Source organism: Stenotrophomonas sp. YJH_SMC_48-3 (assembly GCF_059369375.1).
In genome coordinates this window covers 88975-110358 of record NZ_JCAFSQ010000012.1, presented here as the reverse complement: position 1 = coordinate 110358, position 21384 = coordinate 88975, and the positions used below count along the sequence as shown (strand labels likewise).

The window sequence follows — 21384 nt, the reverse complement described above, 5'->3', positions numbered from 1 at the left end:
GGATTGCGGGGTATCGACGCCCCCCGTGCATGGTGGGTATCGACCGTTGGTCGATACGCGCTACAACCACTTCGCGCGCTTGAACAGCCGGTACAGCCCTACGCAGACGCCGCCCACGCCAACGATCATCAGTGGGTAGGCCCACGGTTGGCTCAGCTCCGGCATGTGGCTGAAGTTCATGCCGTACCAGCTGGTGATCAGCGTCGGCGCCGCCAAGAGTGCGGCCCACGCACCCAGCCGCTTGACCGTCTCGCCCTGCGCCAGTGTCACCAGCGAAAGGTTCACGCTCAGCGCGGTGCCCAGCATCTCACGCAGGGTGTCGATCACATCGCTGATGCGCACCGCATGGTCATGCACGTCACGCACGTACAGCTTCACTTCGTCCGGGATCAGTTCGCCCTGGTAGCGGCGCAGCTGCGCAAGCACGTCCTGCAGTGGCGCCACTGCCATGCGCATCTTGTTCAGTTCGCGCTTGAGCTCGTACAGGCGCACCACGGTGCTGCGCTTGTAATTCTCGGCGAAGATGTCCTTCTCCAGCAGGTCCAGGGTATCGCGGAAGCGGTGCACGATCGGCAGGTAGTTGTCGACCACGAAGTCGGTCACCGCATACAGGCAGTACGACGGGCCCATTTTCAGCAGCTGCGGCTCGCGCTCGACGCGTGCGCGCACTGGCGCGTAGGACAGCGAGGCGCCGTGGCGCACCGTCACCAGGAAGCGCGGGCCGAGGAAGGCATGGGTTTCGCCATACTGGATGCGCTCGTCGACCATCTGCGCGGTGGTCACCACCACGAACAGCGAATTGCCGTAGGTCTCGACCTTGGGCCGCTGGTGTGCGTTGCGCGCGTCTTCGATGGCCAGGTCGTGCAGGCAGAATTCTTCCTGCAGTTTCAGCAGCACATCGTCGTTGGGATCGTACAGGCCGACCCACACGAAGCCATTGCCACTGGCGATGACATCGCTGATGGCGTCCAGGCTGATGTCGTGGCGTTTGCCCTCGTCATCGTAGTGGACGCAGTTGATGACGCAGGTAGGGTTGGCCGAAGCCGGGGCGGAAGCGGAGGCGGGCAATGACATGCCCGCCATCGTGCGTCAGGGCCGTGTTTCGGACAAGTGAGGACGGCGCCCCAGCACCCACGCCAGGGCCGCGTGCACCGGCAGCAGCAGCACGATCCACTGCACGTTGTACTGGGCCTGCAGGCTCAGCCAGTGCAGCACCAGTGCGGCCACCGCCTGTACCGCCAGCAGCCACAACATGATGCTGAACATGCGTCCCGGCAGGCGCCGGCGCAGCAGCGCGATCGCACCGGGCAGCAGCAGCACGGCCAGCGGCGAAAGCAGCAGCAGGTTGCGGTTTGCCCACGCGGCGTAGTGGATGCTGAAGCCCCACAGGAACACCAGCACGCCACCCAACAGAGCGCACAGCAGCCAGAACGGCAGTGCCAGCCCGGCCAGCAGGCGCGGGCGGTTGCGCAGCGCCAGCACGCCAGCGGCGATCACCAGGCCGCACAGCAGCCACGGCCACCAGCGGCGTGCGAACTCCTTCGGCTCCGGATCGATGCGGTGCGGCAACAGTTCCTGTTCGGACTGCACCAGCGGCCGGCCATCGCTGTTGCGTGCCTGGCGCAGGGCATCGGCCAGGCGCATCGGGACGAACGCTTCCTGCCAGCGCGACAGCGGCTGGTCGGCGAACGGCCCCAGGCCCACATCGAAGCCCAGCCACATCCAGGGTGCCGGCGAGGCCAGACGGACCGATTCACTGCGATAGGTGTTGCCACGCGAGCGCCCCGACAGCTGCGACTGCAGGCCACCACCCAACGCCTTGTCGAGGGTGTCGCGCACCATCGTGGCGCAATTGGCGGTGTAATAGTCGTAGTGGTAGCGCGCGTTTTCCGGCTTGGCCCGCTCGGCCAGGTCAGCGGCCAGCGCACGCGCCTGGTCCGGGCGCAGGTCCAGCCATTGCACGCTGGCACCGCGGCCGGTCTCGTCGTAGTACGACAGGTCCTGCTGCAGCGGCAGCGCCACCAGGTAATACATCATGTCGCCACGTGCGAAGCGGCTGATGAAATCGTCCTCGGAGGGGTCGAAGTAGCCGAAGTTGTACGAGGTTGCGTCGCCGCTGAGCGGATCGACCACCACGATGGCGTCATGACCGAAGCGTTCGAAGAACACCGTGCCCGGCTGCATGGTCACCACGCCGATGCGCGGAGCAGGGGCTTCAGCGCTGGCCGCGGGCACGGCAGGTGTGGCCGGCGCCGGCTGCGCGAAGGCGGCCAGCGGCAGGGCCATGGCCAACACGTAGAGTGTCAGCCACACCATGAGGATCAGGCCGCGGCGCTTCAAGCGTCGTCCTGCGCGTCCGGCGGCAGCACGGTCACGTGGAAGGCCTGTACCCGGCGCGCATCGGCGCGGGCCACGCGGAACATGAAGCGGTCCAGTGCCAGCTCATCGCCGACTTCCGGCAGATGGCCCACGGCCTCGGTGACCAGGCCACCGATCGTGTCGTAATCCTCGTCGGAGAACATTGCGCCGAAACGCTCGTTGAAGTCGCCGATCGGGGTCAGCGCGTCGACCACGTACTGTCCGTCGGACTGGATGGCGATCTGCGCCGACGGGTCCTCGGCCTCGTCATGCTCGTCGTCGATCTCGCCGACGATCTGTTCCAGCACGTCCTCGATGGTGACCAGGCCGGCGACACCGCCGTACTCGTCGACCACGATGGCCATGTGGTTGCGCGACAGGCGGAACTCCTTCAGCAGCACGTTGAGCTTCTTCGCCTCCGGAATCAGCACTGCCGGGCGCAGCAGCTCGCGTACGTTGGCCGGGCCGTTGTCGGCGACCACGCCGCGCAGCAGGTCCTTGGCCAGCAGGATGCCAAGGATGTCGTCCTTGTTCTCGCCGTGTACCGGGAAGCGTGAATGGCCGGATTCGACCACCTGCTTCATCAGTTCCAGGAAGGGCGCTTCAACCGGCAGCGAGACCATCTGCGAGCGCGAGATCATCACGTCGCCCACGGTCAGCTCGGCCACCGAAATGGCGCCTTCCATCATCTTCAGGGTATCGGCGGCGATCAGGCCTTCTTCCTGCGCGGTGTGCAGGACAGCGACCAGCTCGTCGCGGGTATGGGGTTCGCCGGAGAAGGCGGAGGTCAGGCGTTCAAGCCAGCCGCGCTTCTTTTCACTGTGCTCCGCAGGGGAGCTACTACTGTCGTCTTCTGACATCTCTGGAAAAAAGGCACCCGGCAGGCCGGGCGTTGACCCAAGTCTAGCAGGATGTGACGGCCTGTCAGTGACTGCCGGTGGCCGGGGCTGGGGCGGCCGCGGCCGGCTCCTCCTCGGGCAGGTCCAGGCTATAGGTGCAGCCGGCCAGGGTCTTGCCCGGGTGGGAGGCCACGGTGGAGACGCTGAGGATGATCGACTCGATCTGGGCCTCGCCGGTCTTCGGGTCGGTCACGTCGCGGCTGACCAGCTCGCGGCCGGCCATGAACTTGCCGTCCTGGTCGTAGCCGGTCTCCAATTCCAGCCGTTTGGCCAGCGGGCGTGGGTCGGCCTGGTCGAGGACGGCCATGACGCTGGCGCCGGCCACCGCCACCCGATCGGTCTGTTGGCCGAAGACGGTGATCGGGCTGGCCAGCCGGAACTCGCTCATGAACTGGTTGCCCTGCGGCAGCGGCTGCAGGCCCTGGGCCACGGCCTTCAGCGGATCGGCCAGCAGCGGCGCCAGCGCGGCCTGCTCGGCCACGCCCTGGCGGCATTCGATCAGGGCCGGCAGGTCGACGCTGGAAGCGAAGGCGGATGGGACCGCAAGGGCACACAGCAGGGGCAGGCAGCAGCGCAGTGACACGGGCGGTTTCCGCAGGCGAAGGGCACCCATCATAGCTCCGGTGAGCGCCTGAACAGCCCGATGAGAAGGCGCAGGAAACCGGTCATCGCCCGCCGCACGACCATCAGTGAGAGGGTAAACACGACCGCGAGCATGGTGATCTGCATCGATTGCCCCGCGATGCGCACCACCGCCGGCCACAGGCCCGGGCTGGTCAGCCAGGGCAACATTTCCGATGCGGCTGTCCTGGCCACTTTCACGTAGATCACGGCCAGCACGAACAGCACCAGCAACGAGGTGCGGCTGGCATGGAAGAACGGAAGCGCGTTGACCGGCCTGCCAAGCCGCTGCTGCAGCAGCGTTCGCCACAGCACCGGCAGGGTCAAGGCACCGACCAGTACCAGCACCATCGACGTTTCCCACAGCCCGGGCAGGTGGACGGGTTCTGCTCTACCCGTGAGGTGTGGGCCGATCATGCCGGTCGCCAGCCCGGCCAGCAGGCACAAGGGCGAGAGCAGGGCCAGGCTGCGCAGCAGCCACTGCCTGCCGCTGGGGTCGCGGGCGCTGATGCGGCGCACGGTGTACGCGCCCAGCACCAGCAGGCCTGCGAACAGGCCCGCACTCATTGCAATCGCCGTGAAGCTGTTTCCCGAGGTCATCCTTGGTTTCCTTGTGCCGCCATGCCAGGCGGCAAACAATTGCGCAGCGCGCGGACCGGCACCTGCAGCCCGGCTGGGTCAGGGCGATCGGCGCTGCGATGCCGCTGGGTACCAGCGCAGCCTGACCGGGTAGCCCAGCAGCGCCTGCAGGTGGTCGCGCACGGTCGCCGCCGTTGCGCGCGCGCCAGCGGTATCCCGGAGTTCCAGCTCCAGTTCACCGGTCATGACGTCCAGGCCATAGCCGGTCAGACCGGGCAGCTGCGGGATGAACCAGCCCTGCTGCGCCTGAAGACGGCGCTGCATCTCCGCTTCGGTCATTGAAGCGCCGATGATATAGCGCACGCGTTGCGGGCCGTCCGCCCCTGGATGGGTCTCATCCGCCTCGGAGGCTGGGCCAGTCAATCGCACGACGACGGTCCAACCCGTCGCATTGTCCACCCACATGCCGGCCAGGCGTGCCGCGTGGCGCGCCCTCAAGCGTTCCATCAATGCGTGCTGCTGCGCCTCGGCGACCGCCTGGCGGGCCGTCTGTTGGCTGACGTCAAAGAAGGCCTGCACCTCGGCGACTTTGGCGGCAATGTCGGCCGCGCTGTCGCTGGCCGGGAACGGCGACGGTCGTTCCCGGTCGGGGTCGATGCCCGGGGCAGTGGTTACCTGCAGAAGAGCGGCGATGAGTGCGGGTAACAGCGCGATGGGGTTGTCCTCCGTGATGAACCCGGTGTGTGTGGTCGTCAGCGCTCGCCGGCGTAGGGATCGGCGATGCCGAGCTCGGCCAGGATGTCGCGCTCCAGCTGTTCCATCGCCTCGGCTTCCTTGTCGTCCTCGTGGTCCCAGCCAAGCAGGTGCAGCACGCCGTGCACGGTCAGGTGCGCGTAATGGGCGTTGAGCGCCTTGCCCTGTTCGTCGGCTTCGCGGGCCACCACCGGTGCGCAGATCACCAGGTCGCCGAGCAGTGGAAACTTGACGCCCTTGGGCAGGCCTTCGGGCACTTCGGCCGGGAAGCTGAGCACGTTGGTGGCGTAGTCCTTGCCACGGTAATGGCGGTTCAGCGACTGGCCTTCCTTGGCATCGACCACGCGGATGGCCAGATCGGCCTCGCGGATGCGGCCCTTCAACGCAGCCGCCACCCACTTGCGAAAGCTCACGGCCGCCGGCAGGCCGGCACGCGGCAGGGCATAACTGACGGCGACGTCCAGTCGCACGGGACCACGGGTCATGGCGTCGCTCCAGGCTGGATCTGATGCAGGTCGCGGCGGTCGTAGGCGCTGACGATGCGCGCGACCAGCGGGTGGCGGACCACGTCGCGGGATTCGAAGAAGGTGAAGCTGACGCCCTCGACTTCACGCAGCACATCGATGGCGTCGCGCAGACCGGATTTCACGTGCTTGGGCAGGTCGGTCTGGGTCAGGTCACCGGTGACCACCGCGGTGGAGCCGTAGCCCAGGCGGGTCAGGAACATCTTCATCTGTTCGATGGTGGTGTTCTGTGCTTCGTCCAGGATCACGAATGCATCGTTGAGCGTGCGGCCGCGCATGTAGGCCAGCGGCGCGATCTCGATGACGTTCTTCTCCAGCAGCTTGACCACCTTCTCCACGCCCATCATCTCGTACAGGGCGTCGTACAACGGTCGCAGGTAGGGATCGACCTTCTGGCTCAGGTCGCCTGGAAGGAAGCCCAGCTTCTCGCCGGCTTCCACCGCGGGGCGCACCAGGATCAGGCGCTGCACCCGCGATTCGTTCAGTGCTTCGACCGCGCTGGCCACGGCCAGGAAGGTCTTGCCGGTACCGGCCGGGCCGATGCCGAAGTTGATGTCGTGGGTGGCGATCTGGTGCAGGTAGCGGGACTGATTGGCGCCACGGCCACGTACCGTACCGCGCTTGACCTTGATCGCGACCTCCTGCGCTTCGTAGGAGCGTTCGGCGATCTGCTCGACATTGGCCTGCGCCAGGCGCAGATGGATGGCGTGGTTGTCAAAGACGGTCTCGCCGGCTTCGGCGTACAGCGCTTCAACCAGCTTCTGCGCCTCCACGATGGCTTCATTGGGCCCGCTGATGCGGAACACGAAGCCACGGTTTGCGATCTCCACGCCGAGCTTCAGCTCGATCTGGCGCAGGTGCCCGTCGAAGGGGCCGCACAGGTTGGCCAATCGCTCGTTGTCTTCCGGCGACAGGGTGAAGTCTCGATGATCGATGCTTTTCATTGCTTGGGGTGGGGCGGGTTCGCCGTCCACCGCGATGGACTTGGGATGACAAGGTTACGCGCGTACCGGGCATGCGGCCAGCAGCGGGCCGATACGCGGTTTTCCACACCCGGTGTGGACGGGGGGCGCGAAAACCTGTGGATAGGCCTTCGCAGTGCTTGTGCCACAAGGCGTATGAGGCGGTGGTGAAAAAACCGTCACAGCCGGCCGGCTCCTGTGACGGCAGCGCATCTTCCGCTGCCAGGCACCCAGTACGGCCGCCCCCGTTCGGTTCTCCACACCAGCTGTGGAATGATGCTGAATCAAGCTGTGGATAGGTGGAGAGGAGCCTTGCAGCAAAAGGCTCGCCCGTACGTGGCGAAAAAACCGTCAGGGCTGATCGGAATCATTGAGGGTGCACGGGGCAGCTGGCACCGTGTCGCCGTCGCAGGAGGGGATGGTATGGGCATCGGCAACGGGATGCGTGGACTCGGGCTGGCGGCCATCGGCCTGCTGGCAGGCTGTGGGCAGTCAACGCCAACGGCGCTGGGCACACTGGAGTGGGACCGGATCACGGTGCCCGCGCCGGCGGCCGAGGTGATCGCCACGTTGGAGGTGCGCGAGGGCCAGCGGGTCAAGGCCGGGGCCGTGCTGATGCAGCTCGACCCCGCCCGCGGCGACGCGCAGTTCGCGGTGGCGCAGGCCGACACGGCGCGCGCGCAGGCCCAGCTGGAAGAGCTGAAGCTCGGCCCGCGGCAGGAACAGATCGCACAGGCCCAGGCACAACTGGCCGCGTTGCGCGCGCAGTCTGCTGAAGCCACTGCCTACTATCGGCGCGTGCAACCATTGGCACGCCAGCGCCTGATCGCCGCCGCCGAGCTGGACCGTGCACGGGCAGCCGCCGGCAATGCCGCGGCCAGCGTGCGTGCCGCCGAGCAGGCCTGGCTGGAACGGGTGCACGGCAGTCGCGCGCAGGACATCGCTCAGGGCCAGGCGGCCGCCGACGCCGCACAGGCGCAGCAGGTGGTGCAGGGCGTCAACCTGCAGAAGCTGCAGCTGCGCGCACCGCGCGATGGCGTGATCGATGCCTTGCCCTACCGGCAGGGTGACCAGGCACCGATCGGGGCGCCGCTGGCGGTGATGCTGGTCGGCGAGCGCCCCTATGCGCGCGTCTACCTGCCGCAGCCGCTGCGCCTGCAGGTCAAGGTCGGTCAGCCGGCACAGATACAGCTGGAGGGAGGGGGCACCACCGTACTGAAGGGCCATGTGCGCGCGATTCGCAGCGAGCCTTCTTTCACCCCGTACTACGCACTGACCGGCGATGACGTCGAGCGCCTGAGCTACCTCGCCGAGATCGAAGTGGATGCAGCCAGCGACATGCAGAAGCTTCCGGCCGGACTGCCGGTGCAGGTGCGCTTCTGAACACCGGTGCGGACATCGCAGTGCATGCGCAGGGCCTGACCCGCCGCTTCGGCGATCTGCTGGCCGTGGACAAGGTCGACCTGACCGTGCCCCGTGGCCAGGTCTATGGTTTCCTGGGCCCGAACGGGTCGGGCAAGTCGACCACCATCCGCATGCTGTGCGGCCTGCTGGAACCCAGTGCGGGGCAGATCGAGGTGCTGGGCCTGGCGGTTCCCGAGCAGGCCGAAGCACTGCGCCGGCGCATCGGCTACATGACCCAGCGCTTCTCGCTGTACGAAGACCTATCGGTACGCGAGAACCTGGAATTCCTCGCCGCCATCCAGGGCCTGCCGCGCAACCAGGCCCGGCAACGGGTCGATGCGCTGCTGCAGCAGTACCGGTTGCAGGACCGGCAGCCGCAGCTGGCCGGTACGCTCAGCGGCGGGCAGAAGCAGCGCCTGGCCCTGGCCGGCGCCGTGGTGCATTCGCCCGAACTGCTGTTCCTGGACGAGCCGACCAGCGCGGTCGACCCGGAGTCACGCCGCGACTTCTGGGAGGCCCTGTTTGAACTTGCCGACGCCGGTACCACCGTGCTGGTCTCGACCCACTACATGGACGAAGCCGAGCGCTGCCACCGGCTGGCTATTCTTGATCGTGGCGCGCTGGTCGCCGATGGCACGCCGGCCGAACTGTGTGCGCAGCTGGACGGCCGCACGCTGCAGGTCACGTCATCGCAGCCACGCCAGGCCAGCCGCGTGCTGGCCGAGCTGCCCGGCGTGCTGAGCGTGGCGCAGATCGGCACCCATCTGCGCGTGCTGTGCAATGAGGGCGTAGCGGATGTCGCAGTGCTGCGGCGCGCGCTGGCCAGCGCCGACCCGCAAGCGCATATCGAAACCGTAGCGCCGAACCTGGAAGACGTGTTCGTCGCCGCCACCCGCGGCCGTGGCCGGGAGCCGGCGGCATGAACCTGCGCCGGCTGTGGGCGATCGTGCTCAAGGAGCTGCGGCAGCTGCGCCGCGACCGCATCACGCTGGCGATGATCGTCGGCATTCCGGTGATGCAGCTGCTGCTGTTCGGGTATGCGATCAACCTCAACCTGCGCCACCTCGATGCGGGTATCGCCGACCAGGCCAACAGCGCCGCCTCTCGCGCGCTGGTGCAGGACATGGTCGCTACCGGGGTGATCACGCCGCGCAGCGAGGCCTACACGCCGGACCAGCTGATGCAGGCACTGCGCCGCGGCGAGATCAGCGTCGGCATCGTGGTGCCGGCCGACTTCGAGCGTCGCCGCTTCGATGGACGCGAAGCGGTACAGGTGCTGGTCGATGGCAGCGACACCGTGGTGCAGAGTGCGGCGATCCAGCTGGCGCAGGTGCCAATGGATACGCGCCCGACCAGCAATACGCGGCCGCTGCGCGAAGGCAGCATTGCCAGTGGCCAGGTCAGCGTGACCAGTTTCTACAACCCGCAACGGCGTTCGGCGGTGAACATCGTGCCCGGCCTTATCGGGGTGATCCTGACCATGACCCTGGTGATGTTCACGGCGGTGGCGGTGGTGCGCGAGCGCGAGCGCGGCAACATGGAACTGCTGATCGCCACGCCGGTATCGCGCAGCGAACTGATGGTCGGCAAGGTGCTGCCCTATGCAGCGATCGGCCTGCTGCAGACCACCCTGGTGCTGGCGCTGGGTACCTGGCTGTTCCAGGTGCCGATCCGCGGCAGCCTGCTGGACATCTACCTGGCCGCGGTGCTGCTGGTGCTGGCCAACCTGGCGCTGGGCCTGCTGATCTCCACGCGCGCGCGTTCGCAGTTCCAGGCGATGCAGATGACGCTGTTCCTGTTCCTGCCGTCGATCCTGCTGTCGGGTTTCATGTTCCCGTTCGCCGGCATGCCGCGGCCGGTGCAGTGGCTGGCCGAGGTGCTGCCGCTGACCCACTTCCTGCGCCTGGTGCGCGGCATCATGCTGCGCGGCGCCTCCCTATGGGAGCTGTGGCACGACGCGCTGGCGCTGCTGGCCTTCATCGTGGTGATGATGACGCTGGCGATCCTGCGTTTCCGCAAGCGCCTGGATTGAGGCCCGTCATTCGGTAGTGCCGGCCGCTGGCCGGCATCATTTCCGGTAGGTGCCGACCGTTGGTCGGCACACCTTATTCCGCCACCACGCGCCCACGCAGCGAGTTTGTAAGCGCTTCGGTGATCAGCACATCCACGAACTGGCCGATCAACCGCGCAGGCGCCGGGAAATTCACCGAACGCATGTTCTCGGTCTTGCCGGTCAGTTCGTTCGGATTCTTGCGCGACGGCCCTTCCACCAGCACGGTCTGCACGGTACCGACCATCTTCTCCGAGATGCTGGCGGCGTGCGCATTGATGCGCTCCTGCAGCCGCGACAGGCGAGCGTGCTTCTCGGCATCGCTGATCGTGTCCTCCAGATCGGCCGCTGGCGTGCCCGGGCGGCGCGAATAGATGAAGGAGAAGCTGTGGTCGAAGCCGATGTCCTCGATCAGCTTCATGGTCTTCTCGAAGTCGGCATCGGTCTCGCCGGGGAAGCCGACAATGAAGTCCGAGCTGATCGAGATGTCCGGGCGCACCGCGCGCAGCTTGCGGATCTTCGACTTGAATTCCAGTGCGGTGTAACCACGCTTCATCGCCGACAACACGCGGTCGCTGCCGGCCTGCACCGGCAGGTGCAGGAAGTTGGCCAGCTGCGGCACGTCGCGGAACGCATCGATCAGCGAATCGCTGAACTCCAGCGGATGCGAGGTGGTGAAGCGGATGCGGCCGACGCCGTCGATCTCGGCGATGGTACGGATCAGCAGGCCAAGGTCGGCGAATTCGCCGTCCCCATAAGGCCCTCGGTAGGCATTGACGTTCTGGCCGAGCAGGTTGATCTCGCGCACGCCCTGTGCGGCCAGCTGCGCCACTTCCACCACCACGTCCTCGAACGGGCGGCTGACTTCGGTGCCGCGGGTGTAGGGCACCACGCAGAACGAGCAGTATTTGGAACAGCCTTCCATGATCGACACGAATGCCGAGGGACCTTCGGCGCGCGGCTCGGGCAGGCGGTCGAACTTCTCGATCTCGGGGAAGCTGATGTCCACCTGCGGGCGCTTCTGCTCGCGGCGTGCGCGGATCAGTTCCGGCAGGCGGTGCAGGGTCTGCGGGCCGAACACCAGGTCAACGAACGGCGCGCGCTTGATGATCGCCTCGCCTTCCTGCGAGGCCACGCAGCCGCCCACGCCGATGATGACCTCGCGGCCCTTGTTCTTCAGGCCCTTCCACACGCCCAGCTGGCTGAACACCTTCTCCTGCGCCTTCTCGCGGATGGAGCAGGTGTTGACCAGGATGACGTCGGCGTCGTCCGGGCTGTCGGTCAGTTCCAGGCCATCGCTGGCGGCAAGTACGTCGGCCATCTTGGCCGAGTCGTACTCGTTCATCTGGCAACCGTGGGTCTTGATGTACAGCTTGCCCTTGACCTGGTCAGGCTTGCGCGGACCAGCGGGCAGGGCAACGAGCGGGGTACCGCCCGGCGTGACGGGCGGAAAGACGTCTGGCGTCCCGGTCATGGCGCTTAATCCATTCGGGTGGCGGGAAAGCGGGCAATTCTACCCGCATCCCGCGCCAGCCGCCGCGTTCATGCGGCCAAGCCCAAGCCCGGCGTGGTCATCACTGTAGAGCCGAGCCCACGCTCGGCTGCCTTGTGCAAGGCGGAGGAGCAGCCGAGCGTGGGCTCGGCTCTACAAGGAAAGCCGGCCGGCGCTGCTCCGGCGCTGCTTATGCCGCTGCCAGCTCCGCATCGATCTGCCGCGAACGGTCGAAGGCGGTCATCGCGCTCATCCGCGCAATGTAATCAGCCGTGGCCGGCGCAGGCTGCACCAGGCCGAAGGCCGTGGTCCAGGCCAGCGCATTGCCCCACAGCACATCGGCGGCACTCATCGTCCCGCCGAGCAGGTAGGGACCCTGTGCCAGCTGGGCCTCGACCACCTGCAGCACGGTGTCCGCATCGTTGTACGGTGACATCAGGCGCGGCGGTGGCTCGCGGCGCATCGCCTTGTCGATCATCGCTGGCTCGAAGCAGGCGCCGTAGAAGACCATCCAGCGAAGGTAGGGCCCGCGCAGGGCGTCGCCGATCGGCGGTGCCAGCCCGGCTTCCGGATACAGGTCGGCCAGGTACAGATAAATGGCGACCTGCTCGGTCACCAGTGCGCCGTTGTGGACGATGGCCGGCACCTTGCCCATCGGGTTGATGGCCAGATAGGCCGGAGCCAGGTTGGCGCCGGCTTTCAGGTCCAGCACCTGCATGCGGTAGTCGGCACCCAGCGCTTCGAGCAGAGCCACGGCGCCGCTCGAGCGGGATCGGGCGGCGTGGTACAGGGTGATCTGGCGTGAGGTCATGGCATTGCTCCTTGCGGTGGGTGGTGAACTGGAAGCCATCCTGGGGCACTATTGCGGACGACTTCTGTCCTCGATTCTTCATGCGCCATACCGCCCATCGACTGCTGCGCCTGATCGCCCTGCTGCAGGCCCGCCGCCAGTGGTCCGGGGCTGAGCTGGCAGAGCGCATGGGCGTGGACCGGCGCAGCATCCGCCGCGATATCGAGCGCCTGCGCGAGCTGGGCTACCCGGTCCACGCCTCGTCAGGGGTGGGCGGCGGCTACCAGCTCGGGGCGGGGGCGCCGGTATTGCCGATGCTGCTGGACGAGGAGGAGGCAACCACCCTGGCCATCGCCCTGCGTGCCGCGTCTGCGACCGTCGCCGGCATCGACGACACTGCGCGGGGCCTGTTGTCCAAGCTCGACCCGCTGGTGCCGACCCGCCGCCGCCGGCAGGCCGGGGAGGTGCATGCGGCGACGGCCACCCTGTCCGACCTTCCGTCCACCGACGCACGCCTGCTCGGACGGCTGGCCCAGCACTGTCGGCAGGCGTCGCGGCTGGCCTTCGAATACCGCAGTGCGCAGGACGCGGTCACCCAGCGCGAGGTCGAGGCCCAGCACCTGGTCAATTACGGGCGGCGCTGGTATCTGCTTGCCTGGGACCTGGGGCGGCAGGACTGGCGCACTCTGCGCGTGGACCGCATGGGGGCCGTACGTGAGTGCTCCGAGCCGGGCCTGCACCGGCGCACGCCAGCCCCTCCGGACGTGATGGTGCGGCAGGCGGTCAGCCAGGCGCCGTTCGCACTGCAGGCCATCGTCCGCCTGGCCGGCAGCCGCACCGAGCTGGAAGGTCGCATCCCACCGTGGTGTGGTGTGCTGGAGGCTGATGGTACCGGCCATTGCCTGTTGCGCATGGGCGCCGAGAGCCGCGGCATGATGCTGGCGCAGATCCTCAGCCTGGACCGGGTGCCGGTGGCGTTGTGGACCACACCGCCGGGCCTGCGCGATGAGCTGGCACAGCGTTTGGCCGGATTGGGCCAGGTGCTGGCTGTGCCGCCGGTCACAGGCTGAGCCACGTCGCTTGGCAAGCCCCGGCGAAGCTGGGACACTCGCGGCATGAAGGGGATACTGGGGACAACGGCGATCATCATCGCTGCGCTGACCGCTGCGCCGGCCAGCGCCGGCACCCTGTACAAGTGCCAGGGCGCCGACGGGGTCACCAGCTACGTGAGCAAGCGAGTGGCCGGCGCGCGCTGCAGCAGCATCAGTTACAGCCGCGATACCCGGCCGGCACCGCGCCCTGTGGTGGTCGCGCCGAAGCCTGCGCCGACCACGGTGGCCAGCATCGAACGCAATCCGGTCGCCGTGGCGGCCAGCGCCGCTGCGCCCACTGCGGTCGCGTCGACGCCTGCTGCCCCCGCGCCTGCTGCGGCACCGACGGCCTCGCGGGCCGGGCGGATTGTCAGCGGCCAGGTCTATTCCTTCATGAAGGATGGGGTGCGCCACTACACCAGTGCGCGGCCAACCCAGGTCGCCAACCTCGGCCCGGTGCGTACCATCCGCTACAGTTTCATGGAGCGCTGTTATGCCTGTGGCGTCAACCCACGCGTGGACTTCGGTTCGGTGCGCTTGAACACCACCGCGTTCCAGACCGAGATCACCTCGGCCGCACGCGAGTTCGGCGTCGAAGAAGCCGTGGTGCGCGCCATCATCCACGCCGAGTCGGCCTACAACCCGACCGCGCTCAGCCGCGCCGGCGCGCAGGGCCTGATGCAGCTGATGCCGCCGACCGCGGCCCGCTTCGGGGTCAGCGATTCCTATGATGCCGGGCAGAACATCCGCGGTGGCGTGCAGTATCTTGCGTGGTTGCTGAAGCGCTTCAATGGCGACCTGACCCTGGCTGCGGCCGGCTACAACGCCGGCGAGGGCGCGGTCGACCGCCACGGTGGCGTGCCGCCCTACAGCGAGACGCAGTACTACGTGCGCCGGGTCGGGCAGCTGGCCGAGCGTTACCGCACCGCCCTGAGTCACCAGTAGGTGCCGACCGTTGGTCGGCACTCCCTTGAACAGGTGGGTGCCGACTGTCAGTCGGCACTCCTTGCAAAGAGCGTTGTGTGGCGCGCGACGGTTCCGCTACACTCGACCGCGATTCAATGCGGCTCTGGCCCCCACCGGATCCGCTGGCAGCCTTAAAGCTACCTAATCAATATCGGAGTGCCGGATGGCCAACGATGGGGTACACGATCCAGTCAACACCGGACGTCGGCGTTTTCTTTCTGCCACCACAGCCGTGGTGGGCGCCGTCGGCGTCGGATTCACCGCCGTTCCTTTCATCAGATCCTGGAACCCCAGTGCCCGCGCCAAGCTTGCCGGCGCACCGGTGGTGGCCGATATCAGCGCCCTGCAGGAAGGCCAACGCCTGATCGTGGAATGGCGTGGCCAGCCGATCTGGATCGTCAAGCGGTCCAAGGCCATCCTCGATGCGCTGCATGGGCTGGACGGCCGTCTCAAGGACCCCGAGTCCGGCGAGAAGGACCAGCAGCCGGACTACGTGCTGAAGCAGAACCCCGAACTGCGCTCGATCAAGCCGGACATCTCCGTACTGGTCGGCCTGTGCACGCACCTGGGCTGCTCGCCGGAAATGGTCGCCGAAATCCGGCCTGAGCCCTACGACCCGCAGTGGAAGGGCGGCTACTTCTGCCCCTGCCACAAGTCGCGCTTCGACATGTCCGGACGCGTCTTCAAGGACGTGCCGGCGCCGATCAACCTGAAGGTGCCCGCGCACCATTACCAGGACGACAACACCATCATCATCGGTGTCGATCCGCAGGGGGCTGCCTGATGGCCAATATCCTCAGCCGTACCGCCAGCGGCGTGGCCGACTGGGTCAATGCCCGCGCGCCGGGCCTGATGCCGGTCTATCGCAAGCATGTGAGCGAGTACTACGCGCCGAAGAACTTCAACATCTGGTACTACTTCGGTTCGCTGGCGCTGCTGGTGCTGGTCAACCAGATCGTCACCGGCATCTTCCTGACGATGCACTACAAGACCAGCGCCGCCGAGGCGTTCGGCTCCATCGAGTACATCATGCGGGACGTGGAGTGGGGCTGGCTGATCCGCTACATGCACTCCACGGGTGCCTCGCTGTTCTTCATCGTGGTCTACCTGCACATGTTCCGTGGCCTGCTCTACGGCAGTTACCAGAAGCCACGAGAGCTGGTGTGGATCCTCGGCATGCTGATCTACCTGGTGTTGATGGCCGAAGCCTTCATGGGCTACGTGCTGCCGTGGGGCCAGATGTCGTTCTGGGGCGCCAAGGTGATCATCTCGCTGTTCGGTGCCATTCCGGTGATCGGCAACGGCCTGACCGAGTGGATCATGGGCGATTACCTGCCCAGTGACGCCACGCTCAACCGCTTCTTCGCGCTGCATGTCATCGCCTTGCCGCTGGTGCTGTTGCTGCTGGTGGTACTGCACCTGGGCGCGCTGCACGAAGTGGGTTCGAACAACCCCGATGGCGTGGAGATCAAGAAGGGGCCGAAGGGCAACCGCTGGTCGCCGAACGCTCCGGCCGACGGTATTCCGTTCCACCCGTACTACACGCTCAAGGATGGTGTAGGCGCCGGCTTCCTGCTGATCATCGCCGCCTTCATCATCTTCTTCGCGCCTGGTTTCGGCGGCCTGTTCCTGGAGCACGACAACTTCACCGAGGCCAACCGCCTGGTCACCCCGGAGCACATCAAGCCGGTCTGGTACTACACGCCGTACTACGCGATGTTGCGCGTGGTGCCGAACAAGCTCGGTGGCGTGCTGGTGATGTTCTCGGCCATCGCGATCCTGTTCCTGGTGCCGTGGCTGGACAAGGCGAAGGTGAAATCGGTGCGCTACCGCGGCTGGATCTCGAGGGTGATGCTGGGCGTGCTGGCGGTGTGCTTCGTGTGGCTGGGCGTGATCGGCTCCGGCCCGGGCACCGACGTGCATGAAACCTACATCGGGCGGGTGCTGACCTTCCTGTACTTCGCCTTCTTCATCACCATGCCGCTATGGACAAGGCTGGACAAGACCAAGCCGGTACCGGAGAGGGTGACCACGCATGACTGAGCGCTGGATGGTCCGGCTGGCCCTGGCGGCCACCCTGATGCTGGGCAGTTTCCTGGCCTCCGCCGCCGAGGGCGGCACCAAGCTGCTGCAGGCAGGCAACGATCTGGGTGACCGCGCCTCGCTGCAGCGCGGCGCACAGTTGTACATGAACTACTGCTCCGGCTGCCATGCGCTGAAGTACCTGCGCTATTCGCGGATGGCGCAGGACCTGGGCCTGACCGAGGAAGAGGTGATGAACAACCTCAACTTCACCGGCTCGGCGATCGGCGACCCGATCCCGGTGGCGATGCCCAAGGAGAACGCGGAGAAGTGGTTCGGCAAGATGCCGCCGGATCTCAGCCTGATCGCGCGCGTGCGCGGCAGCGACTGGGTCTACACCTACCTCAAGTCGTTCTATCTGGACAGCAGCCGGCCGCTGGGCTGGAACAACGCGCTGTTCGCCAACGCCTCCATGCCGAACCCGCTGTGGGAGATGCAGGGCCTGCAGCACGCCGTGCATGGCAAGGCCGAAGGCCCCGGCATGGACCCGCCGGTGACCGGCCTGAAGATTGAAACGCCGGGATCGGTGGATGCCGGACAGTACGACCAGGCCGTGCGGGACATCACCAATTTCCTCGAATACGCCGGCGAGCCGGCCGCGCTCAAGCGCCAGCAGCTGGGCGTGTGGGTGATCCTGTTCCTGGCCCTGCTGACCTTCCTGCTGTACCTGCTGAAGAAGGAATACTGGAAGGACGTCCACTGATTCGGCCGCCGGCCATCGCACGGGCCTATTGGCTTTTGTGATGGTCGGTTGCACACTCGGGGAGGAGTCGACCGTCGGCACGGTGCCGGCGGCGCCGATGCGGCAGGCGGTCTCCTGTCGTGGGAGAGCCTTTGATGGCGGCGAGCGTACGCATGCGCAATACACTGACGCTGTTTTCCTCGAACGACGATGTGCTGTGCCACCGGGTGCGCCTGGTCCTGGCGGCCAAGGGCGTCACCTTCGACTTCGTTCCGGTCGATCCGCAGAACCCGCCCGAAGACCTGATCGATCTCAATCCGTACCACTCGGTGCCGACCCTGGTGGAGCGCGAGCTGGTGCTCTACGCCGCGTCGGTGGTGAGCGAGTACCTGGACGAGCGCTACCCGCATCCGCCGCTGATGCCGGTCGATCCGCTGTCGCGTGCGCGCATCCGCCTGGCGATGCTGCGCATCGAGCACGACTGGGTGCCACAGGTGCAGGCCATCCAGCTGGGCAACAAGACCCAGGCCGAGGCCGGGCGCAAGCGCCTGAAGGAACTGCTGACCGCCTCGCTTCCGCTGTTCAAGGCCAGCAAGTTCTTCCTCAACCCGGAAATGAGCCTGGCCGACTGCGCCATGGCCCCGATCATCTGGCGGCTGCAATCGCTGGATGTGCCACTTCCGAAGGATGGCAAGGCGATTGAGGACTACGGTAACCGCATCTTCCGCCACCCCGGTTTCGTCCGCAGCCTGACCGAGCAGGAAAAGAAGCTGCGCGACCTGCCGGCCTGATCCGGCCCGCGTTACCCGTCTGCACGCCGACCGGCGTGCAGGCGATCCGCCCCGGCGGGGCGCCGGGCGCGTACACTTCACGCATGACCGAAGACTTCTTCCACATGACCAGCCACCGCCCGTACCTGCTGCGGGCGCTGGTGGAATGGATCAACGACAACCAGCTGACCCCGCACATCCTGGTCGACGCCGGCGTTCCCGGCGTGCAGGTGCCGCCTTCGGCGGTCAAGGATGGCCGGGTCGTGCTCAACATCGCCGAACGTGCCGTCGTACGGCTGATGATCGACAACGAGATGGTGAGCTTCTCGGCGCGCTTCTCCGGTACCAGCTACCCGGTGCAGGTGCCGATCAGCGCCGTGCTGGCGGTCTATGCCCGCGAGACCGGGCAGGGCATGGCGCTGCCGGATGATATCCCGGGCAGCGAAACCGCGCCGACCAGCGACGAACTGCTGCACGAGGAAGGCACGCCGCCGGACGATACGCCGCCAGCCAGCCCGCCGCCGAAGGGGCGGCCGAACCTGCGCGTGGTCAAGTAACCAGGTAACGGTGGGTGCCGACCGTTGGTCGGCACGCCTTCAGCCCTTACACATCCTCCGCATCCGGCCGGATCTGGCTGATCCGCGCCGCGCCGGGGCCGGTGAACGAGATCAACTGGTCGCCACGCAGCACCATGCGACCCACGTGGCGATCGATGCCATCGTAGGAATACTCGAACTTGAAGGTGCGCTCGAACCCAAGCCGGCCATCCTCGCCCCGCGACAGGCGCAGGCCGGTGGCGTGCACCGCCTGGTCCAGCCATTGCACATCAGCTGCGCGGCAGGCATTGCGGCCCAATTCAACGGCGCGCTCTGCGGCCGAGCGTGCCGCGTTCCAGAAGAAGTAGATGATTCCGCCGGCAATCAGCAACAGCAGCAGTGTAGGCATGGCGTCAGCCGTCAGAGGTCGATCCCGCAAAGATGGCGGCGAACGCGCGCTGGATCAAGCGCTGCACTCACCGCCGCGGCTGCGGTTCGCTGGACACCGGCTGCGCGGGCACGATGATCGGTTGCGGTGCCGGAGTGGGCTGCATCGGCGTCGCAGTGGGCGAGGGCATCACCAGCGGTGAGGTTGCAGTCAGCTGCAGCAGGGCTGCCCAGTCCTGGCGGTTGAAGCTGCATTCGTCCTCGCGCCCTGGCGTGCAGCTCGGGTCGATGCCGGTGCTGTTGCGTTCGCGCGCCGGTGGCAGCTTGATCAGCCCGGTGCGGTCCAGCGGCAGCAGCCGCATCGCTACGGTGTTCATCACGTTGCCACCGACCAGGTACAGGGTCTGGTCGCCCCCCAGGTTGGCGGCCACCACCACTTCGCAATGCGACTTCCAGTGGCCCACCGAGCCGTTGCCCAGCGCCTGCACCAGCCCGCTGTAGCTGAGCGTGGCGCTGCGGTCGCGCAGGAAGCACAGCAGGTCGCCCGGCGCGGGTTTGGCCGTGGCCGGGTCGACCAGCCGGTACGGCACGCCCGAGGGGCCGCCCTGGTATGCGGCACGGATGTAGTCGATGTGGCGAGGCGAGGTATTGAAGCCGGGAACGCCGGACTGCACCATTACCCAGGAGATGAACGCGGCCGACCACGGGTTGTCGATCAGGAACGCGCGGCAGTCACTGTCGGTGTAGCGCGTGCCCAGCGGTGCCAGGCAGCTGCTGGCGCCGGCGATGCTGCCCATCGCGTTGAGCGTGCCGCTGTTTCGCCAGTAGCCAGCCACGCGCTGCCAGGCGATCAGTCCGTTGTCGGCCAGGTGATCGCTTTCGGCCTCGGTGACGCTGAGGCTGGCGGCACGGCCTTCACGATCGATGAAGGGCCGGTACCAGAGCCGGTGCTCATTGCAGGCGGTGTTGCGGATGGCCACCGCCAACGGACTCAGGCCAAAGCGGGGCGGAACATCGCAGGCTTCGGCGGCCGCTGCGGACAACGGTGCCGCGGCCAGCAGCAGGCAGGCAGGCAAGAGCATCCGGCGCATGCACGGCTCCTGTGGGGGATGCCGGCAGCGTCGCAGAGGCGGCCGTAGCCGAGCCGTGAAGGCGTTCCGGTCGTGCAGAGCCGAGCCCACGCTCGGCTCATCGCGCAAAGCGGGTGCAGGGCGCGCCGCAGATCGAGAAGCAGCCGAGCGTAGGCTCGACAACGTCCCGCAGGCCTCAAGCCGGCGGCGGGCCCAGCTTCAGCGACAGATCGATGGCCTGCACATGCTTGGTCAGCCCGCCGATGGAGATGCAGTCCACGCCGTCTTCGGCGATCGAGCGCAGGCCGCCCAGGCCGACGCTGCCGGAGACTTCCAGTGGAATGCGGCCGGCCGTGATGCGTACGGCTTCGCGACGCAGGTCGGGGCTGAAGTCGTCCAGCAGGATGCGTTCGCACCCGGCTTCCAACGCCTGGCGCAGCTGCGCCAGGTCTTCGACCTCCACCACCAGCGGCAGCGCAGGCCACTGCCGGCGTGCGGCGGCCACCGCTGCGGCCAGCGAACCGGCGGCACGGATATGGTTCTCCTTCAGCATCACCGTGTCGTACAGGCCGAAGCGGTGGTTCTCGCCACCGCCGCAGCGCACCGCGTACTTCTGCGCCAGGCGCAGGCCGGGCAGGGTCTTGCGGGTGTCGAGGATGCGCGTGCCGGTACCGGCCACTGCCGCTACGTAGCGGGCGGTGGTGGTGGCGGTGCCGGACAGCGTCTGCAGGAAATTCAGAGAGGTGCGCTCGGCACTGACCAGACTGCGGCTGCGCCCGTGCAGCAGGGCCAGCACGGTGCCGGCAGTGACCGGGTCACCTTCGGAGACACGCCATTCGATGCGCACCTCCGGGTCGAGTGCGCGGTGGGTGGCGTCGAACCAGGGGCGACCGGCGATCACTCCGTCCTGCTTGCAGAGCAGGTAAGCGCTGTCGGCCTGGTCGGGCAGCAGCGCAGCGGTGACGTCGCCGCTGCCCAGGTCCTCGGCCAGCGCACGCGCGACATCGGCGGCGACAACGGCCGCGTCCGGCGTCGGCAGCGCGCTCATGCGGCCGGGAAGTCGGCGATCTGGGCGGTGGGAATGGCTTCCTCGGCCAGCAGCACCGGAATGCCATCGTCCACGCGGAAGACCTGCTTGCGGTCGCGGGTGACCAGTGCCTCGCGCAGCGGCTGCGCCAGCGGGTTGCCATCGGCCTTGGTCACCGCGCCGGCGGAAATGGCCTTGTTGAGGGCTTCCAGGCCCTTGCCATCCAGCAGGGACAGGGGCTGGCGGGTGTCCGGCGACACCAGCAGGTCGAGCAGCTTGCGATCCATGGTTCTTCGTCTTGCGTGGAAGATGGCTAGAATACGTCTTTAAGGCAGGTGACG

24 protein-coding genes are annotated in these 21384 nt (G+C 67.1%); 10 read left to right on the top strand and 14 right to left on the bottom strand.

What is annotated here, in order from left to right:
• Positions 1-60: 60 nt before the first annotated feature.
• From AC5P65_RS17870 to AC5P65_RS17835, 8 genes are all read right to left on the bottom strand, one after another.
• A complete protein-coding gene (locus tag AC5P65_RS17870) occupies positions 61-1083 on the bottom strand; it encodes a magnesium and cobalt transport protein CorA (protein WP_019659045.1) in 1023 nt (340 codons plus the stop codon).
• A gap of 6 nt (positions 1084-1089) precedes the next feature.
• Positions 1090-2340, bottom strand: coding sequence for a lipoprotein N-acyltransferase Lnb domain-containing protein (locus AC5P65_RS17865; RefSeq protein WP_021203564.1), 1251 nt, complete (start codon positions 2338-2340; stop codon positions 1090-1092).
• Entirely contained in the window at positions 2337-3218 is an 882-nt protein-coding gene (locus AC5P65_RS17860; RefSeq protein WP_019659043.1) for a CorC family transporter, read from the bottom strand. The genes AC5P65_RS17865 and AC5P65_RS17860 overlap by 4 nt, the downstream gene beginning before the upstream one ends.
• 64 nt (positions 3219-3282) lie before the next feature.
• Positions 3283-3870 (bottom strand): hypothetical protein, encoded by a 588-nt coding sequence (locus AC5P65_RS17855; protein ID WP_021203565.1) that lies wholly within the window; start codon positions 3868-3870, stop codon positions 3283-3285.
• The gene (locus tag AC5P65_RS17850; RefSeq protein WP_111102039.1) at positions 3870-4478 is read right to left on the bottom strand and encodes a hypothetical protein; all 609 of its coding nucleotides are present in this window, start codon (positions 4476-4478) and stop codon (positions 3870-3872) included. Before AC5P65_RS17850 ends, AC5P65_RS17855 begins: the two co-directional genes overlap by 1 nt.
• A gap of 78 nt (positions 4479-4556) precedes the next feature.
• On the bottom strand, positions 4557-5036 hold the full coding sequence (locus AC5P65_RS17845; protein WP_495215782.1) for a hypothetical protein: 480 nt from the start codon (positions 5034-5036) through the stop codon (positions 4557-4559).
• A 173-nt stretch (positions 5037-5209) separates the two neighbouring features.
• The gene (gene ybeY, locus AC5P65_RS17840; RefSeq protein WP_019659039.1) at positions 5210-5695 is read right to left on the bottom strand and encodes an rRNA maturation RNase YbeY; all 486 of its coding nucleotides are present in this window, start codon (positions 5693-5695) and stop codon (positions 5210-5212) included.
• Positions 5692-6678 (bottom strand): PhoH family protein, encoded by a 987-nt coding sequence (locus tag AC5P65_RS17835; protein WP_019659038.1) that lies wholly within the window; start codon positions 6676-6678, stop codon positions 5692-5694. Before AC5P65_RS17835 ends, ybeY begins: the two co-directional genes overlap by 4 nt.
• Positions 6679-7119: 441 nt before the next feature.
• On the opposite strand from AC5P65_RS17835, the gene AC5P65_RS17830 reads away from it, so the two are divergent.
• The 3 genes from AC5P65_RS17830 to AC5P65_RS17820 are packed head-to-tail and all read left to right on the top strand — an operon-like array spanning position 7120 to position 10132.
• Positions 7120-8079 carry an HlyD family secretion protein gene (locus AC5P65_RS17830; protein WP_495215781.1) on the top strand — a complete coding sequence of 320 codons (960 nt, stop codon included), beginning with the start codon at positions 7120-7122 and terminating at the stop codon, positions 8077-8079.
• 20 nt (positions 8080-8099) lie between these two features.
• Entirely contained in the window at positions 8100-9023 is a 924-nt protein-coding gene (locus AC5P65_RS17825) for an ABC transporter ATP-binding protein (protein ID WP_111097895.1), read from the top strand.
• Positions 9020-10132: an ABC transporter permease gene (locus AC5P65_RS17820; RefSeq protein ID WP_134734916.1), complete on the top strand. Its 1113-nt coding sequence runs from the start codon at positions 9020-9022 to the stop codon at positions 10130-10132. The genes AC5P65_RS17825 and AC5P65_RS17820 overlap by 4 nt, the downstream gene beginning before the upstream one ends.
• A gap of 73 nt (positions 10133-10205) precedes the next feature.
• Here the strand turns inward: AC5P65_RS17820 and miaB are convergent, their stop codons facing one another.
• Positions 10206-11624: a tRNA (N6-isopentenyl adenosine(37)-C2)-methylthiotransferase MiaB gene (miaB, locus tag AC5P65_RS17815; protein ID WP_111097897.1), complete on the bottom strand. Its 1419-nt coding sequence runs from the start codon at positions 11622-11624 to the stop codon at positions 10206-10208.
• A 208-nt stretch (positions 11625-11832) separates the two neighbouring features.
• Positions 11833-12453: a glutathione S-transferase family protein gene (locus AC5P65_RS17810; protein ID WP_457894519.1), complete on the bottom strand. Its 621-nt coding sequence runs from the start codon at positions 12451-12453 to the stop codon at positions 11833-11835.
• Positions 12454-12533: 80 nt separating this feature from the next.
• On the opposite strand from AC5P65_RS17810, the gene AC5P65_RS17805 reads away from it, so the two are divergent.
• The 7 genes from AC5P65_RS17805 (at position 12534) to AC5P65_RS17775 (ending at position 18580) form a co-directional block, all read left to right on the top strand.
• Positions 12534-13502: a helix-turn-helix transcriptional regulator gene (locus AC5P65_RS17805; protein WP_111097899.1), complete on the top strand. Its 969-nt coding sequence runs from the start codon at positions 12534-12536 to the stop codon at positions 13500-13502.
• Positions 13503-13547: 45 nt separating this feature from the next.
• Positions 13548-14468, top strand: coding sequence for a lytic transglycosylase domain-containing protein (locus AC5P65_RS17800; protein WP_111102036.1), 921 nt, complete (start codon positions 13548-13550; stop codon positions 14466-14468).
• A 184-nt stretch (positions 14469-14652) separates the two neighbouring features.
• Entirely contained in the window at positions 14653-15273 is a 621-nt protein-coding gene (petA, locus tag AC5P65_RS17795; RefSeq protein ID WP_021203575.1) for a ubiquinol-cytochrome c reductase iron-sulfur subunit, read from the top strand.
• Positions 15273-16532, top strand: coding sequence for a cytochrome b (locus AC5P65_RS17790; RefSeq protein WP_019659030.1), 1260 nt, complete (start codon positions 15273-15275; stop codon positions 16530-16532). The genes petA and AC5P65_RS17790 overlap by 1 nt, the downstream gene beginning before the upstream one ends.
• Positions 16525-17274 (top strand): cytochrome c1, encoded by a 750-nt coding sequence (locus AC5P65_RS17785; RefSeq protein WP_058979545.1) that lies wholly within the window; start codon positions 16525-16527, stop codon positions 17272-17274. The genes AC5P65_RS17790 and AC5P65_RS17785 overlap by 8 nt, the downstream gene beginning before the upstream one ends.
• Positions 17275-17408: 134 nt before the next feature.
• Entirely contained in the window at positions 17409-18044 is a 636-nt protein-coding gene (locus AC5P65_RS17780; RefSeq protein WP_021203577.1) for a glutathione S-transferase N-terminal domain-containing protein, read from the top strand.
• Positions 18045-18127: 83 nt separating this feature from the next.
• Positions 18128-18580: a ClpXP protease specificity-enhancing factor gene (locus tag AC5P65_RS17775; protein ID WP_019659028.1), complete on the top strand. Its 453-nt coding sequence runs from the start codon at positions 18128-18130 to the stop codon at positions 18578-18580.
• 46 nt (positions 18581-18626) lie between these two features.
• Here the strand turns inward: AC5P65_RS17775 and AC5P65_RS17770 are convergent, their stop codons facing one another.
• The 4 genes from AC5P65_RS17770 to AC5P65_RS17755 all read right to left on the bottom strand — a co-directional run bounded on the left by AC5P65_RS17770 (position 18627) and on the right by AC5P65_RS17755 (position 21330).
• Positions 18627-18968 carry a DUF3301 domain-containing protein gene (locus tag AC5P65_RS17770; RefSeq protein WP_031270284.1) on the bottom strand — a complete coding sequence of 114 codons (342 nt, stop codon included), beginning with the start codon at positions 18966-18968 and terminating at the stop codon, positions 18627-18629.
• Between the two features lie 67 nt (positions 18969-19035).
• A complete protein-coding gene (locus AC5P65_RS17765) occupies positions 19036-20037 on the bottom strand; it encodes a DUF2272 domain-containing protein (RefSeq protein WP_188250425.1) in 1002 nt (333 codons plus the stop codon).
• 175 nt (positions 20038-20212) lie between these two features.
• The gene (gene nadC, locus AC5P65_RS17760) at positions 20213-21064 is read right to left on the bottom strand and encodes a carboxylating nicotinate-nucleotide diphosphorylase (RefSeq protein WP_021203580.1); all 852 of its coding nucleotides are present in this window, start codon (positions 21062-21064) and stop codon (positions 20213-20215) included.
• On the bottom strand, positions 21061-21330 hold the full coding sequence (locus AC5P65_RS17755; RefSeq protein WP_019659024.1) for a Trm112 family protein: 270 nt from the start codon (positions 21328-21330) through the stop codon (positions 21061-21063). Before AC5P65_RS17755 ends, nadC begins: the two co-directional genes overlap by 4 nt.
• Positions 21331-21384 lie beyond the last annotated feature (54 nt).